We start from the raw sequence: 15,162 nt of genomic DNA, 5'->3' as shown, positions 1-15,162 counted from the left end.
AGGTGAAAAACAGAACTATTTTTAAAGAGTGTTAAAGCAAGATGATTGGTGATATCAGGACAAAAAATTTTGATTGGATTATTTTCCCGGTAATATGCATTCTGCTGATAATTGGGGTGTTTTTTATTTTAAGCGCATCAAATGAAAAATTTGTAATGAAGCAATTTGTATGGATTGGGATGGGATTTATATTTTTTTTCATTCTTCTTTCTTTTGATTATTTATTGTTTGCGTATTATTCCTACATCATTTATGTCTGCGTACTTTGTCTTCTGGTTTTGTTGTTGATTCTTGGAGATTCTGTAAAAGGAACACGCCGATGGTTTTCGATAGGTTCCTTTTCGATACAACCGGCGGAGTTTATGAAAATAACCTTAATTCTTGCGCTTGCGAGATTTCTAAGGTATAAAAAATACGGGCTCGGGTTGTGTGATGTCGGGATTGCAATTCTTTTAACTATAATTCCCATGGCCCTTATCATAAAACAACCTGATTTAGGTACAGCACTTATATTGGTTCCGGTATTAATCGCCATGTTGTATGTTGCCGGGATTCGTATTTTTTACCTCATATCAATGTTTTGTATGTCGCTTGCCGTCTCTCCACTTCTTTGGTTTTTTGTGATGCACCCCTATCAGAAGATGAGGATTCTTGGCGTTCTTTGGCCTGAAAAGACGTCAGATTGGGGCGCAGGGTATCATCGGCTTCAATCCCTTATTGCTGTCGGTTCAGGGGGGTTGCTGGGAGCAGGATGGGGAAATGGCTCTCAAAACAGACTGAAATTTCTCCCCGAAAGGCATACGGATTTTATTTTTGCCGTTATTGCTGAAGAGTGGGGGTTTTTGAGGGCGTGTTTTATTTTATTTCTTTATGTGGTTTTTTTTATGTGCGGGCTCGGCATTGCCAGGAATACCAGGGAGCCATTCGGGCGCCTTGTTGTTGTTGGAGTGTTCACCATGTTTGCGACACAGGTTGTCGTTAATATCGCGATGAATTTAGGGATAGCTCCGATTGTTGGGATGACACTGCCGTTTATTAGCTATGGAGGATCTTCAATGCTTGCCTCTTTTATTGCCCTCTCTATTGTGTTTAATGTAAAAAGCCGTTCAAAGATCGATCTTGCCTCTGAATAATTAAGGACACGTATGAATTCTCTTAGAAAATATATCGTAGAAAACATATTGCCAAAGGTAGAAATGCCCGGACAATATATTGGAAAAGAATGCAATGTTATTGTAAAAAACCATTCCGATGTTGCTGTGAAGATAGCCCTGGCGTTCCCGGATACCTACAGCATTGGAATGTCCCATGCGGGGATGCAAATCCTGTATGGATTGCTAAACGACCGCAAAGATACTGTCTGTGAAAGGGCATTTGCACCGTTGACCGACATGGAGGCTCTTTTAAGAGCACATAAGAAACCTTTATTTTCGTTGGAAACATATACGCCGTTACATGAGTTTGATATTTTGGGATTTTCTGTTCAGTACGAGTTGTCATATACGAATATTCTCAATATGCTGGATCTATCGAACATTCCTGTTTTATCCACTGCTCGCGGAGAAGAAGACCCCCTTGTTATAGCGGGTGGCGCAATAGCGATTTCGCCGGAACCATTAGCGGAGTTTATTGATGTTTTTCTTGTTGGCGATGGAGAGGAAAGTTTACCGCAATTTGTTGAATTATTTAAAGAAATGAAACAACAAAAACTTTCCCGGCAGGAAAAACTTTTTCTTATTAGCACAAAAATGAGAAATGCATATGTGCCTTCACAATACGATGTATTTTATAATAGTGACAATACAATAAAAGAAATACGCCCCAAAATCCCCGGCGTACCGTCCTCTGTCCGATCTGCCGCAATTGAGGATTTAAACGCAGCATACCACCCAACGAAACCGGTTATTCCTTTTGTAAAAATAATTCACGACCGTATTAGTATTGAGATCATGCGAGGGTGTACACAGGGTTGCAGGTTTTGCCAGGCGGGGATGAGCAAGCGTCCGACCCGCCCGCGGACGGTTGAGAACATCCTGCGGTTGGCGGAAGAATCTTATGCGAATACAGGGTATAATGAAATATCATTAATGTCCCTTTCGGTGAGCGATTATCCGCATTTAGAGCAACTGATGGGTAAAATGAATCATGTTTTTGCACCAAGGCATGTAAACATTGCGTTTCCTTCTCTCAGGGTGAATGAACAGCTTGCTTTATTGCCTTCCATGTTGAATACGGTACGAAAATCAGGGTTAACGATAGCGTTGGAAGCGGCGAAACCTTCTCTCAGGAGAGTAATAAACAAAAACATTACGAATGAGGATTTTTTCAGAGGCATTGAAGAGGCGTTCAGGCAGGGATGGAATGCGGTAAAGCTGTATTTCATGATAGGTCTTCCCACAGAAACAGATGATGACATTGAGGCAATTGCAGCATTGGCTTATGACGTTTCTGATGTAATGAAAAAGGTGAGAGGCCATTATGGCCAAGTGAATATAAGCATTGCCCCTTTTATCCCGAAGGCCCATACTCCCTACCAGTGGCAGCCGATGGTTTCCATGGATAGGATTAAGGAAATAAGAGAAAGACTCTACCAGAGAATAAAAAGGAAAAACATTCGCATAAAATTTCATAAGGCGGAGCGTAGTATTCTGGAAGGAATCTTTGCCCGTGGAGACAGAAGACTCGGGAAGGTTATTTATACTGCGTGGATGCATGGGTGTAAGTTTGATGCATGGGAAGAGCATTTTCAATTTGAAAAGTGGATGGATGTGTTTCATAGGGCAGGAATAGATTGGCATTTTTACATCCATCGTACCAGAGAAACGGATGAAATCTTGCCGTGGGAACACATAAATTGTGGGGTAGTGAGGCCGTTTCTCCTGCAGGAGTCGGAACGATCATCACGAAAAGAAATAACGCAGGATTGCAGGCTGGACAGGTGCCCTGAATGTGGAAGCTGTACCAGGTCGCAACATTTTTTACCCTACGCTGGCAAAGCCAGTGTTCAGCAAGCATGAAAATAGTCCTCAGTCCTCAGTCCTCAATCTGCAATTTGCAATTTGCCGTCGCCGATCTGATACCGATAAGGTACTACTGGGAGTTTTTCTGCAAAAGAATCTTTTAAAAAACATTTGAATATGCCATACACTTTAATAGAATTAAGCTCTTATCGTGCATAGAGTAAAAATACACATTTGGATACTATATGAATAAGCATAAATCGGTGGTAATAATTCCTGCAAGATATGATTCTTCACGATTACAGGGGAAATTGATTTTACAGGAAGTAAAAGATATTACGGGGAGGTATATAATAGAGCATGTGTATCAAAATGTGAAATCCGCCAGGGGTATTGAAAAGGTAATTGTTGCAACGGACAGCAGGCAGATTTTTGATATCGTAAAGGGTTTTGGGGGTGTGGCAGAAATGACTTCAGGGGAGTATCATTCCGGCACAGATAGGATCTCTGAAATTGCTGAAAGGATAGATGCGGATTTTATCGTAAACGTGCAGGGAGATGAGCCGGAAATGAACGGTGCAATGGTCGATTTAGTTATTGATGTGCTGGAGAAAGATGATAACGCGGTAATGTCAACCCTTGCAAACAGAATAGAAAATGCGGAGGCATTAAGAGATCCAAACTGTGTAAAGGTGGTATTGGATAATAACGGATATGCACTCTACTTTTCCCGTTCTCAAATACCATATGTGCGGGATAATGATGAACAAGGAAATGGCAGAGAATTTTTAAGACACCTTGGAATATATGGATATCGCAGGGACTTTTTGCTGAAGTACCGTAATTTATTGCCATCGAAATTAGAGATGGCGGAAAAACTTGAACAACTTAGGGCGCTTTCAAATGGATATAAAATAAAAGTGGCAATTACTGAGTATGTATCGTGTGGTATAAATACTAAAAATGATTTGATGGAATTTATAGAAAGACATAAAAATGACTAAACATATTTTTGTTACGGGCGGAGTAGTATCGTCACTCGGGAAGGGCTTAAATTCTGCTTCTATAGGGATGTTACTGGAGAGCAGAGGATTAAAGGTGCGATTGCAGAAATTTGATCCGTATGTCAACGTTGATCCGGGAACGATGAGCCCGTATGAACATGGAGAAGTATATGTAACTGAAGATGGCGCGGAAACGGATCTGGACCTCGGGCATTATGAAAGATTTACCAATGCAGAAACAAACAAATACTGTAACTTTACTACAGGGTCTATTTACTATTCCGTTATTATGAAGGAGCGGAATGGCGAATATTTGGGAAAGACGGTGCAGGTCATCCCTCATATTACGAATGAGGTTATAGAATGCATTAAAAAGCTGGATGGACCGGACACTGATGTGGTAATTTCTGAGATTGGCGGCATTGTGGGCGATATCGAAAGCCAGTTGTTTCTTGAAGCAATCAGACAATTCGGGCAAACGATAGGCAGGGGAAACGTACTCTACATTCATTTAACACTTGTGCCATATTTAAGTGCGGCAGACGAAATAAAGACAAAACCTACACAACACAGTGTTGGTATGTTACGGCAGGCTGGTGTGCAGCCGGATATTATTATATGCAGGACAGAGAAACATTTGAGCGAAGAGATAAAAGAAAAGATATCGCTTTTTTGTAATGTTGATAAAAACGCAATTATAGAGGAGAAGGATGTAAAACCATATTTGTATGAAATACCTCTTATACTTATGGAACAGGGGCTGGACAAGTTGATCATACAAAAACTCCAACTGAAAACAAATAATGGGAATATAGATAAGTGGTTATCAATATTAGAGATACTGAGAAATCCGAAGTATACGACAGAAATAGCTATTGTTGGAAAATATATAGGGCATCAATCGGCGTATGAATCTATTTATGAGTCGTTAATACACGGCGGAATAGAAAACAATGCACGAGTAAAAGAACGCAGAATTGAATCTGAGGATGTAGAAAGGTTCGGGGCAGAAGCATGCTTAAAAGGGGTAAATGGAATATTGGCGCCCGGTGGATTTGGTGCGAGGGGTGTTGAGGGAAAAGTAATGGCAATTCAATACGCGAGGGAAAACAACATCCCCTTTTTTGGCATTTGCCTCGGAATGCAGTGCGCCTCTATAGAGTTTGCAAGAAATGTCTGTAATCTTGCCGACGCAAACAGCACCGAATTTGATCCTGCTACCCCGCATCCCGTAATAAGCCTACTCGAAGAACAGCAAAATATAACAAAAAAAGGCGGAACAATGCGATTAGGGGCTCAAGCCTGTTTTGTTGAAGAAGGTACAAAGGCGTATGAAGCATATAAAAAGGCCATGGTTTCCGAAAGGCATCGACATCGATATGAATTCAATGATGCGTATAAAGAGAGATTTTTAGCAAATGGAATGAGATTTAGTGGACATTCACAGGAAGACCGGCTGGTCGAGATCATGGAAATTATAAATCATCCGTGGTTTGTCTGTGTGCAGTTTCATCCGGAATTTAAATCAAAGCCAACAAAAGCACACCCATTGTTTAGAGAATTTATACGGGCAACGTTAAAAAAATGAATTTGCGGGGAAAGTGAATATCTATTTTAAAGACTAATCCCGCTTTTATTGGCAATCCGCTCGAACTCTTCATTGTTGTTAAAGGCAATAGTTATTTGCCCCCTACCATGTCGTTCGCGTATCTTTACTTTTGCCCCAAAATGCTTTCGAAAGCGATCCTCAATGTCGGCAATATGCGGCGTGGGTAATTTTCTCTCGGGTCGTTTCTCTGGCTTGCGAAGATTTTTTTCTCCGGCAACCATGGATTCAACATCCCTTACGGAGAGACCTTCCTTAATGATGATGGTGCAGTATTTTATCTGCATTTCTTTTTCATGAAGAGAAAGCAACGCCCGGGCATGCCCCATGGAGATTGTTCCACGTGAAACATGTCCCTGGATTTCATCGGGAAGTTCGAGAAGCCGGAGATAATTTGCTACTGAACTGCGGTCTTTTCCCATTGCATGGGCGACTTGTTCCTGCGTGAATCCGAATTTTTTTACCAACTCACGGAACCCAAGGGCCTTTTCGATCGGATTAAGGTCTTCTCTTTGGATGTTTTCTATTAAAGCGATTTCGAGGAGGCTTTCATCATCAGTCTTGCGTACAATTGCGGGTACTTTTTTCATGCCGAGTTCCTTTGCCGCCCTCCAACGCCGTTCCCCTGCAATAAGCATATAGCCGTGGGCAGTGGGTGTCACGATGATAGGCTGCAAAATACCGTGTTTTTTGATAGATGCCATAAGATCATGCATTTCTGCTTCCTTAAAAAGGTTGCGGGGTTGCATGCTATTCGGTTTTATGTCGTTGGGATTCAATTGTATGATTACGCCCTCTTCCTGTTGGGATTCTATACCAATGACGCCTCCCAGGAGAGATTGCAGCCCTTTGCTAAGTCCTTCGTTTTTGGCCATGGGTTTCGTCCTTTTTTTTGAATGTTTTTCCATTGAAATATTTTTCTGTAGGTGTTGGGATCCGGCCGATTGTCCGTCCTGAAATGTTTCACGTGAAACATTTTTAATAGAGTCTATGGGTTTTCTGGTTAAATTCAAGGGTTTTTTATGAATGGCGCTCTGTTTTGTCTCGCAATTAATACATCAAGGGATGTTTTTCGGCAGCCCTTATTTTATGTAATTACCGGCGTTGGCATGTTTTTAACGTTTTTGTCCCTTTTTTTTACTCTGTTTGCCTTTGGTGAAGAGATCCGGCTGATGAAAGACATGGGCATTTCTACCATTACGGTGTGTTGTCTCGTATTGGTTTCCATGTCTGCGGCAAATGCTCTATCAAAAGAGAGAGAAAGTGGCACTATTTTGACGCTGTTGGCAAAACCAGTGCGTAGTCGTGATGTTGTCCTCGGAAAGTTTTTTGGTATATTGATAGTGGCGACCGTGGAATATTTAATATTAGGGGCTTTTTTAGTTGCTTCCCTGTCTTTGAAAAATCTGATAGATCTTGGCGTGGCACTTTTCCCCTCCATTATACACTTCGTGAGCACTACCTTTCTCCCGCTTTTCTATACATTTTTACAGATAGAAATAATGTGTGCAATAGCAATCGCGGGGTCTGTTTATTTGTCAGTGTCGGCTAATTTGAGTTGTTGTGTGTTTGTCTATATTGTTGGAAACCTGCTAGGTCTTGTTCAAAACCTTTTCAATGCGAATGAGCGCCATTTCTTGTGGCTGTTTGCATTTTTGTACACAATTTTCCCGAATCTGGAAGGGGTGAGTGCTATAAGCATGGGTTATCCTTCGGAAGGGATTGACGTTCGTTATATTTTGCTTATGGTCGTTTATGCCATTGCGTATACAACGCTTATTATTCACATAGCATTTGAAATGTTTGAAAGAAAAGAATGTTGCTGATCTGCATGAAATGATGCATCTTTAACAAGAAAGAAATGTGCCGCTGCCGAAATTTTTCTCCCTCGTAGAGTTGGTGACACGTACAAGCAGGCTTTGTCCGTGTCACCCTTATTATTCATTTTTCTAAAACTTTTTTAGAGTTGTACCAAAAATGCCGCATCAATGTGGTTTAGTTGTTTAATTTCATTTAGACAATCTTGCGGCGGCACCGCATCTATATTTAGAATACTGATGGTGTTTCCCCCTACTTCTTTCCTGCCGAAGGTCATATGTGCGATGTTTATGTTTTTGTTGCCAAGAAGAGAGCCGACCTGTCCAATGAAACCCGGCTTATCCCTGCCAAACAGAACGAGTATCTGTTCATTGAGAATGGCCTCAACTCCATAACCATTAATGTCTACCAGCCTTGGTTCGTTTTTGCCAAATACGGTTCCGGAAATACAGGTTTCTCCGTTTGAAGTAGTAATTTTTGCGGCAACAAGACTGCTAAAATCACAGGCATTGCTGCTGGTCGTGACATTTACCTTGATGCCACGTTCTGCGAGCAAGGTCGGAGCGCTTACAAGATTTACGCCTTCTTCAAGGCTCGGCTTGAGCAACCCTACTATAAGGCTATCGGTAACGATTCGAATATTTTTATGAGAAATCTCTCCCGTATAAACAATATCTAATGTCTGAATGCCCGCATTATTTATTTGTGTTAAAAAAGATCCCATTTTTTCTGCAAGGGCAAGATAGGACTTCAGGCTGGCATACTCTTCCGGACTATAGGGAGAAAGGTTCACGGCGTTTTTATATCCTTTTCCGGTAAGGGCTGCGGCCATCTGTTCCGCTGCCTCAATCGCAACCGCATATTGCGCTTCTTCGGTGGATGCTCCTAAATGTGGCGTCGCAATGACCTCTTCCAGTTGTAGTAACTTATTATCCTTTGGAGGTTCTTCTTCAAATACGTCCAGGGCCGCGCCGGCAACCTGTCCTGTTTTAATGGCGTTATAAAGATCTTCTTCGCAAATAACGCCGCCTCTTGCGCAATTTATTATTTGGACGCCTTTCTTCATGAGTGAAAATTCTTTGCTTGTTATAAGGTTCTTCGTTTCTTTGTTAAGCGTAACGTGAATCGTGATATAGTCTGCCTGTGCCAAAAGATCTCTAAGGTTTTTTACAATATGTATGTTATACTGTGATGAAATTTCAGTGGTTATAAAAGGATCATAGCCAATTACTTTCATCTCTAAGGCAGCCGCCCGTTTTGCCACTTGTCTGCCCACCCTGCCTAGTCCTATGATGCCAAATGTTTTTCCGGTGAGCTGCTGACCTGTAAATTTCTTTTTCTCCCACTTCCCTTCCTTCACCGACGCACATGCCTGGGGAACGAAACGCGAGAGAGAACAAAGCAAGGCAATGGTATGTTCTGCCGTTGAAATGATATTGCCTGCGGGGGTATTCATGACGACAATGCCTTTTTTTGTAGCGGCAGGAACATCTATATTGTCGACGCCCACGCCCGCACGGCAAATGGCTTTCAGCTTTTCACTTTTTTCGAGCACAGGAGCGGTGAGTTTTGTATTGCTTCTCACGATAACGCCATCGCACATTTTTATAACAGCATCTAATTCAGGCGGTTTTAAACCGGTTTTCTTTAAAACTTCAACCCCGGCATTTTGTAGTATTTCGTTACATACGTCAGGAAGATCGTCTGCGATTAAGACTAACATGACACTGCCTTTCCAAAAAAATAACAATGTTTTTGCGAATATGTAAATATAAGACGTTACGTTGTGTTTTATCAGGGCAAATGCAATAATAACGGGAATATGATAACCTTTTAATCCTATGAAATCAAATTTAAACTTTCATGCATAGAAAAATGCAATAGTTTAAAAATAAGACCCGCATTCGCACCATTTAGTAGTAAAGGGGATAATATTTGCGGTAAGACGGGGTTTTTGTTAAACTCTACACGGTGTTTTTATTCAGAAATCAATTCAAGTTGGAGTACGATTCATGAAGCACTGGGTTTATATTGCTGTTTTGCTGGTATTTATATATTTACCTGTGGTTTTATTTGTGCAAAAAAGTGCTATAGGACAAACAAGCGGACAGGAAGTTTTTGATAAGCTGACGGATTTTCAAAAATCACTGAGGGACTGGATGCGCAATATTGATAACCTTAGCGCACAGTTCTCTGAACTGAATAAAGACGTAAAGGAGACCATCGCTCCCCTGAAAGAATCCAGCAAAATCATAAAAGATCTTGAAGGAAAAATGAATAAAATTGTTTCAAGACTGGAAAAGGTGGAACAAGTGACCTCTATTGAAGATGTGAAAAATACACTTGATTCTTTTGGCAAAACATTTGATGTCTTTAAAAAACTGTTTTCTGATTTAAAGAAAAGAGTTGAAGACCAGGAGGTGAAAACAACTGTTCTTGAAAAAAAATATCAAGAAGCCGAAACACCATTAGCCCCTTTTAAAAAGGCGCTTGAAGACATAAATAAACTGGTTACCGATAAATTTGCAGAGCAGGAAAAAATCCTTGCCGCCGCAGAGGTAAATATAAAAACACGTACAGAGGCGCTGGATCAACAAATAAAAATTTTTGAAGAGTTTGACCGAAGGGTGAAAAATTTGGAGAGACGGGGAGTTGTTTCTTCTGGTACTGCTACGGCGGCGGTCGTGGTGGCATCTCCGGAAGTCAAGGTGACGCCGGTGGCTGAAGCCGTAGGTACGGAAACGGTTGTGGCCGCAAAGGAAGAACCGGTTGCGCGCGAGCCGTCTCCCGAAGAAGAAGGTTTTAATGAGGCAGGAGAGGGGTTTTATGTGAGGAATGTAAAACTGCTTCCTTTTGGATCTTCCGCACAAATCGAGGGGGAGATAAAAAATTTGTCCGGAAAAGATCAAAGTATTGCTAATTTTGAAATAAAGGTATACGACAAAAAGGATTTGGTTTTGTTCATGCAGGATTTTTCAATAAGATCTTTTAAGAATGAAGCTATCAGAAAGTTTAACGAAATTATTACCGGTTATTCGCCGGTAGATATTGCAAGGTACGAGGTGTTGGCGAAGAGGAGATACTGATATGTGGATTGTCAAAAGATGGATTGTTTTGTTCGCTTTTGTTATGGTATTTTTTTTAAAAGGATTACTTGCTGCGGAAGAAGGCGAACAGTATCCGGGTATGGTTTATGTCCCTGCGGGTGAGTTCTATATGGGGGAAGATAAATATTACGATTGGACGTTTATGTTGGCATTTAACATATATGATGGGCCGGAGCATATTGTGTATCTGGACAGCTATTACATTGATAAATATGAGGTAACAAACGAACAGTATGCAAAATTTATAGAAGAAACAGGGCATCGTATTCCGTACTGCTGGTTTGATGAAAGGTTTAATACTCCGGACAAGCCTGTTGTTGGCGTCAGATGGGAGGATGCGGTTGCTTACGCAGAGTGGGCCGGCAAACGTTTGCCTACAGAGGCAGAGTGGGAAAAAGCAGCGCGTGGCAGTGACAGGCGTTTGTGGCCTTGGGGGAATGAGATATTTGATGCGGAAAGATGCAATGTTTGGGAAACAAAGAAAATGCAGACATCTCCTGTCGGAAGTTATAAACAGGGCAAAAGCCCCTACGGTTGCTATGATATGTCGGGTAATGTCTGGGAATGGTGTACTGATTGGTATGATCAAAATTACTATTATTCTTTTCCTCGTGAAAACCCAAAGGGTCCGGAATCTGGGCAACAAAAAGTTATTCGTGGAGGTAGCTGGCATTATTTCGGACACTTCGCCCGATGTGCAGCAAGGTATCGTGTCCTTCCCCATGCAGAAACACCACAGATTGGTTTTCGCTGCGCAAAATCCGTAGAGTAATTACAAAAACTTGAACTATTATATAGTAGATCGCAAAGCGTAACGGTTCACAGTATTTAAGTTATTGCTAAATTGGTACTTAATAAATTATAAATTTATTACAAAAAAAATTTGAATTGCTAAAGTACTTATTTTCAGCGTATTAAATAATAGTGGGAAAATACCCGCAAAAAATTTGTATTAATCATACTTATACGATAAAAGTAAATGCATTACGCATATATTTATTATCAAACAAATAAGGTTTTTCGAAAAATTTATACACCCTCGGCTTTTATAGGGGAGATTAGAAATCCCCTCTATCAAGAGGAGATTTAGGAGTTGTTTGATAGTATGCTTAGTCAAATAAATCTATTTTTCAGAAAGTCATTTTATCGCCAAATTTCTAAAATCAGATTTGATTGGCTATATTAAGCTAATTTCCAAACTTTAGAGTCGCATTTTCTCTACTTTTTTCAAAGTCTTTCAACCATTGCTCACTCTTTGGGTCTAACTTGCCCACACCTTCTTTTGTCATTTTCAACAGTTGCTTTATTTCTTCAAATGTTGTCGTGTCTACTTGAATTTTGCCCCTTTCATCTGAAACTCCAAGCCGTGTTGCCATCTCATCAACATTTAGCAAATTCAGATCCATGGTAGAAACATTTATATCTGCAAGATTGAAATTTCTTGCTGCCTCCATTGCAACTATAATGTCACCGCCAAATCCTTTAATGGCCTCTCGTCTCAATTTTTCCCCTTCAGCCCTAGCCAATTTAATCAACAATTCCCCCTCCGCTTTTCGCTGCTGTTTGTATTTGTCCCCCTCTGCCCTTTTTTCAATAAGATATTTGTCCGCCTCTGCAAGATATTCAATTACCATTTTTGTAGTCTCAGCATCCAAAACGGTAACCTCTCGTTCTTTATCGGCGGAGATTTTCTGTGCTACGGCTTCCGTGTCAGCCTCGATTGTTTGAGTAATACCTCTTTGTTCCGCGGCCAATGCTTTTGACTGATTCAATACGTAGTCTAATTCCGCAACCTTGATATTCTTAATTTTGCGGTCTAGCTGCTGGTCAAACCGGAATTCTAAAATCAAAACATCTATAATTTCTATGTATCGTGACTCTAAGCGCTCCCTGAGTCTTGTTCTGCATTCTTCCGCTCTTTTGCGTTTTTCTTCAGGGTTGTATAAATCTCTTTCCACCATTTTTCCAAAGACACTACGTGCAACGTCTCTTGTTTCATTCTCGACGATTATCTTGTACCTCTCCCCGACACCAAGATCTTGTCGGAGTTTCCAGGCAGAACCTCTTTTTATTTGGTATTTAATAACCAAATCAACCTCCACATCGTAGTCATCTGCGGTTCTTATCGCAACGTGCTTTCTCTCATCGTGCCCTAATCCCGAATTTTCCTTTGCCATTTCCAGTGTTTGCACTGTGATATCATAGAGGTCCCACTGGTCTATTGTCGAAATCGCCCTGTGCCAGCCAGGTCCATAATCCTTTTGCACAATACCCCTGCTTACACCCCAAACACGGGTTCTCACTCCCACCTGATCAGCGCCAACCTTTATGACGAAGAATTTAATACTGACGATAGAGATCGCAATAACCGCAAGTACCGCAATAGGAATGATATATTTTGCCGTCAATTTTCCCAGGTGCATTTTTGCCTCTACATTCTAAAAATGAGTCGTTAAATTATGATATCAATACGCAGTAAAAAGTGTCTATTGACCGTTACAGCGGCCATTAATCTGATTTTTGAGGACCTGGTTGCATCGGGCTAACCATCGGCGCGTCTGGAGGTTCCGGGCGTGAGTAATCAATCTTGGGAGCGTCTTCGATATACTTGAAACGTTGTATCGATTGCGGTACTTCGATCCCGCTTCTGACAATCGGAACACCGCGTACAATGGCATTTTTCAGACGTTTTGCATATTCAAGTCTGACCAGATTGCGGCTTCCGTTTCCTTCAAAAGCGTCCCTTAACGCGGCAAGTCCTTCGGCCTCTGACTTCACCGTTACAAGTACGGCATGCGCTTCCTGTGACAAGCGCTCAAAATCGGCTTCTGCCTCAAATGTTGCTTTTATTAAATAAGCTTCCGCCTCTTGTTTCTTGGCCTCTGCAGTACCTCTTGCATCCATGATTCTTTTATCACAATCACCCCTGAATCTGGCCACACGCACCTCTTTCTTTTTTGTCTCTTCGACGATTACCCTCCTCTGGTTTTCCATTGCCGCCTTTGCCCTGGTTTTTTGTTCTTCCACTTCTTTGTCAGCCAATCGTCTCTCTTGTATTTTTTCGGCGTATTCTCTATAGTAGCGATAATCTGTGAGGTTTATCGAAGTAAGAAAAAAACCATGCGGCTCTAAAAAAGTATTAATTTCGAGTCGTGCTTTGTCTGCTTTTGCATCGCGTTTTGAAGCGCTTGGGAATTCATCTATACCTAGCTCTCCGTAACAGTAATAACAAATGGTGCGTGCATAATCATAAACCCATTTTTGTTTGTAAACATCGCCAATGCCGGTGTTTTGAATTATGTGTGAAGCGTACTCCGGATTCAGGATATATTGTATCTGTAAATCCAACACAACTTCACCACCGTCAATAGTTTTTATTATAAGAGGGTTTCCCTGTGGTTGCTTTTCATTGATCTCAGCGGCCGTCATCTTCAATACCAGCTCACGCTTGTCTAATATATAAATATCCTGAATAAAAGGGTAATAAACAATCGCACCTGCACGATTAATTTGCTTTATGCTGCCAGTTAAATTGTTTACGATTACGGCTACTTCGTCTGGCGCAAGTTCTTTCCAGCTTAGCTCTTTGCCGCCGTAAATACCTCCAGCGATAAAAGCCAGAACAAGTACCGATACAAAAGTCTTCCTGTAGAGGTGGAATTTTTTACTTTTTGGTTTGAAGTCTTTGTCCATAGTAAAGAGTACCTTTTTAACGAAAAGCTATTTAATTTATTGTTGTTAAGCTATTTAAGCGAATGTTGCATTGATTTGCTGCAAAGTGTATAATTATAAGGGCAGGTCTTTGGGAGTCAACAAAAAATTTAAAAAAAAGGACTTTCTGAAAAGCGCGTTAAGTGGTTCTTTGGTTAAGAGTAAAATCGTAATTCGGAAAGTGTATTTCACTTTGCAACGGCTTATTTAGGTTTGAAAAGACCATCTCCGCTTGTACAAGTATTCAATAAATTGCTTTGTAGTGATGGGCATGTTGCCCTATCGCCTGTCTCTTTAATATTACAGTGTATTATAAAGGCGTTTTTCGTAAAATGTAACATTTGGCTTGCGATTTGTGACGTATAATGAATCTTTGGATTTTTGATGTACTGACAAATTCTGGCGTCCCGATTGAACTAAGCAAATTAAGAGGCTGTCATCCAAAAACGGGTCGAACGTTAAAGGGGTTATGTTCGGATATGTGGCTTCAAATGTTCTCTCTTGCTTGCTATATACAAGTCGTTTGATTTTGATGTGAGGTATTCCCTTTTTATTATAAGCATTAAAGTATTTGTGGTAAGAAATGGTCTGCGCTTGTTATTGTAATCGGTAAGATTGAGGTATCTTATGTGTCCTTTACTTCACCAGAAATAGCAACCGGAGGGGATGTGTAATGCTTTATTACTGCCAAATGTAATTGCAGTTTCATGAATGGTCCGCCAGTATTCAGGTGCGATATGTATACTATGTGCAAAAAATTGTTTGACAATTTGAGAATTGAGGCTACAATGGTTTCCGTCAAGGTTATCTTTATCGCTTAGCCATGTAGCTGTTTGTTCGGCTAAATTTTTTAGAGAGTATAACAAATCTAGGAGGAGGAGAAAGGAGGCGTTATATTATAAGGTTACGTTAACATACGGGTTTTAAATTTTGTTTGTGTATTTAGTTGTGATTCT

At 40.8% G+C, this 15,162-nt stretch carries 11 protein-coding genes; 7 read left to right on the top strand and 4 right to left on the bottom strand.

Annotated features, from left to right (window positions below):
- Nucleotides 1-41 precede the first annotated feature (41 nt).
- From rodA to KSMBR1_RS08140, 4 genes are all read left to right on the top strand, one after another.
- A complete protein-coding gene (rodA, locus tag KSMBR1_RS08155; RefSeq protein WP_099324870.1) occupies nt 42-1,133 on the top strand; it encodes a rod shape-determining protein RodA in 1,092 nt (363 codons plus the stop codon).
- Between the two features lie 12 nt (nt 1,134-1,145).
- The gene (locus tag KSMBR1_RS08150; protein ID WP_099324869.1) at nt 1,146-3,017 is read left to right on the top strand and encodes a TIGR03960 family B12-binding radical SAM protein; all 1,872 of its coding nucleotides are present in this window, start codon (nt 1,146-1,148) and stop codon (nt 3,015-3,017) included.
- 188 nt (nt 3,018-3,205) lie between these two features.
- Nucleotides 3,206-3,964, top strand: a complete 759-nt coding sequence (gene kdsB / locus KSMBR1_RS08145; protein WP_099324868.1) for a 3-deoxy-manno-octulosonate cytidylyltransferase — start codon at nt 3,206-3,208, stop codon at nt 3,962-3,964.
- Nucleotides 3,957-5,552 (top strand): CTP synthase, encoded by a 1,596-nt coding sequence (locus KSMBR1_RS08140; RefSeq protein ID WP_099324867.1) that lies wholly within the window; start codon nt 3,957-3,959, stop codon nt 5,550-5,552. Before kdsB ends, KSMBR1_RS08140 begins: the two co-directional genes overlap by 8 nt.
- A 26-nt stretch (nt 5,553-5,578) precedes the next feature.
- Here the strand turns inward: KSMBR1_RS08140 and KSMBR1_RS08135 are convergent, their stop codons facing one another.
- The gene (locus KSMBR1_RS08135) at nt 5,579-6,445 is read right to left on the bottom strand and encodes a ParB/RepB/Spo0J family partition protein (protein WP_169703195.1); all 867 of its coding nucleotides are present in this window, start codon (nt 6,443-6,445) and stop codon (nt 5,579-5,581) included.
- Between the two features lie 147 nt (nt 6,446-6,592).
- Here KSMBR1_RS08135 and KSMBR1_RS08130 point away from each other — a divergent pair, with 147 nt between their 5' ends.
- A complete protein-coding gene (locus KSMBR1_RS08130) occupies nt 6,593-7,396 on the top strand; it encodes an ABC transporter permease (RefSeq protein ID WP_099324865.1) in 804 nt (267 codons plus the stop codon).
- 134 nt (nt 7,397-7,530) lie between these two features.
- Here the strand turns inward: KSMBR1_RS08130 and serA are convergent, their stop codons facing one another.
- On the bottom strand, nt 7,531-9,111 hold the full coding sequence (gene serA, locus KSMBR1_RS08125) for a phosphoglycerate dehydrogenase (protein WP_099324864.1): 1,581 nt from the start codon (nt 9,109-9,111) through the stop codon (nt 7,531-7,533).
- Nucleotides 9,112-9,400: 289 nt separating this feature from the next.
- Between serA and KSMBR1_RS08120 the strand changes: the two genes are divergently transcribed.
- Together KSMBR1_RS08120 and KSMBR1_RS08115 are read left to right on the top strand one after the other, a co-directional pair.
- On the top strand, nt 9,401-10,474 hold the full coding sequence (locus tag KSMBR1_RS08120) for a coiled-coil domain-containing protein (RefSeq protein WP_099324863.1): 1,074 nt from the start codon (nt 9,401-9,403) through the stop codon (nt 10,472-10,474).
- Between the two features lies 1 nt (nt 10,475).
- On the top strand, nt 10,476-11,267 hold the full coding sequence (locus KSMBR1_RS08115) for a formylglycine-generating enzyme family protein (protein WP_099324862.1): 792 nt from the start codon (nt 10,476-10,478) through the stop codon (nt 11,265-11,267).
- A gap of 415 nt (nt 11,268-11,682) precedes the next feature.
- Here KSMBR1_RS08115 and KSMBR1_RS08110 read toward each other — a convergent pair whose 3' ends face one another.
- A complete protein-coding gene (locus tag KSMBR1_RS08110; RefSeq protein ID WP_099324861.1) occupies nt 11,683-12,918 on the bottom strand; it encodes an SPFH domain-containing protein in 1,236 nt (411 codons plus the stop codon).
- 85 nt (nt 12,919-13,003) lie between these two features.
- Nucleotides 13,004-14,188 carry an SPFH domain-containing protein gene (locus KSMBR1_RS08105; RefSeq protein WP_099324860.1) on the bottom strand — a complete coding sequence of 395 codons (1,185 nt, stop codon included), beginning with the start codon at nt 14,186-14,188 and terminating at the stop codon, nt 13,004-13,006.
- Between the last annotated feature and the right edge of the window lie 974 nt (nt 14,189-15,162).

It is taken from the genome of Candidatus Kuenenia stuttgartiensis, assembly GCF_900232105.1.
GTDB lineage: Bacteria > Planctomycetota > Brocadiia > Brocadiales > Brocadiaceae > Kuenenia > Kuenenia stuttgartiensis_A.
Note: the sequence above shows the minus strand (reverse complement) of the source record. Positions and strands in the feature narration are given on the sequence as shown.

Excerpts from the sequence above, each read along its gene's own strand:
- rodA (WP_099324870.1), top strand. The coding sequence starts at position 42 with ATGATTGGTGATATCAGGACAAAAAATTTTGATTGGATTATTTTCCCG.
- KSMBR1_RS08150 (WP_099324869.1), top strand. The coding sequence starts at position 1,146 with ATGAATTCTCTTAGAAAATATATCGTAGAAAACATATTGCCAAAGGTA.
- kdsB (WP_099324868.1), top strand. The coding sequence starts at position 3,206 with ATGAATAAGCATAAATCGGTGGTAATAATTCCTGCAAGATATGATTCT.
- KSMBR1_RS08140 (WP_099324867.1), top strand. The coding sequence starts at position 3,957 with ATGACTAAACATATTTTTGTTACGGGCGGAGTAGTATCGTCACTCGGG.
- KSMBR1_RS08135 (WP_169703195.1), bottom strand. The coding sequence starts at position 6,445 with ATGGCCAAAAACGAAGGACTTAGCAAAGGGCTGCAATCTCTCCTGGGA.
- KSMBR1_RS08130 (WP_099324865.1), top strand. The coding sequence starts at position 6,593 with ATGAATGGCGCTCTGTTTTGTCTCGCAATTAATACATCAAGGGATGTT.
- serA (WP_099324864.1), bottom strand. The coding sequence starts at position 9,111 with ATGTTAGTCTTAATCGCAGACGATCTTCCTGACGTATGTAACGAAATA.
- KSMBR1_RS08120 (WP_099324863.1), top strand. The coding sequence starts at position 9,401 with ATGAAGCACTGGGTTTATATTGCTGTTTTGCTGGTATTTATATATTTA.
- KSMBR1_RS08115 (WP_099324862.1), top strand. The coding sequence starts at position 10,476 with ATGTGGATTGTCAAAAGATGGATTGTTTTGTTCGCTTTTGTTATGGTA.
- KSMBR1_RS08110 (WP_099324861.1), bottom strand. The coding sequence starts at position 12,918 with ATGCACCTGGGAAAATTGACGGCAAAATATATCATTCCTATTGCGGTA.
- KSMBR1_RS08105 (WP_099324860.1), bottom strand. The coding sequence starts at position 14,188 with ATGGACAAAGACTTCAAACCAAAAAGTAAAAAATTCCACCTCTACAGG.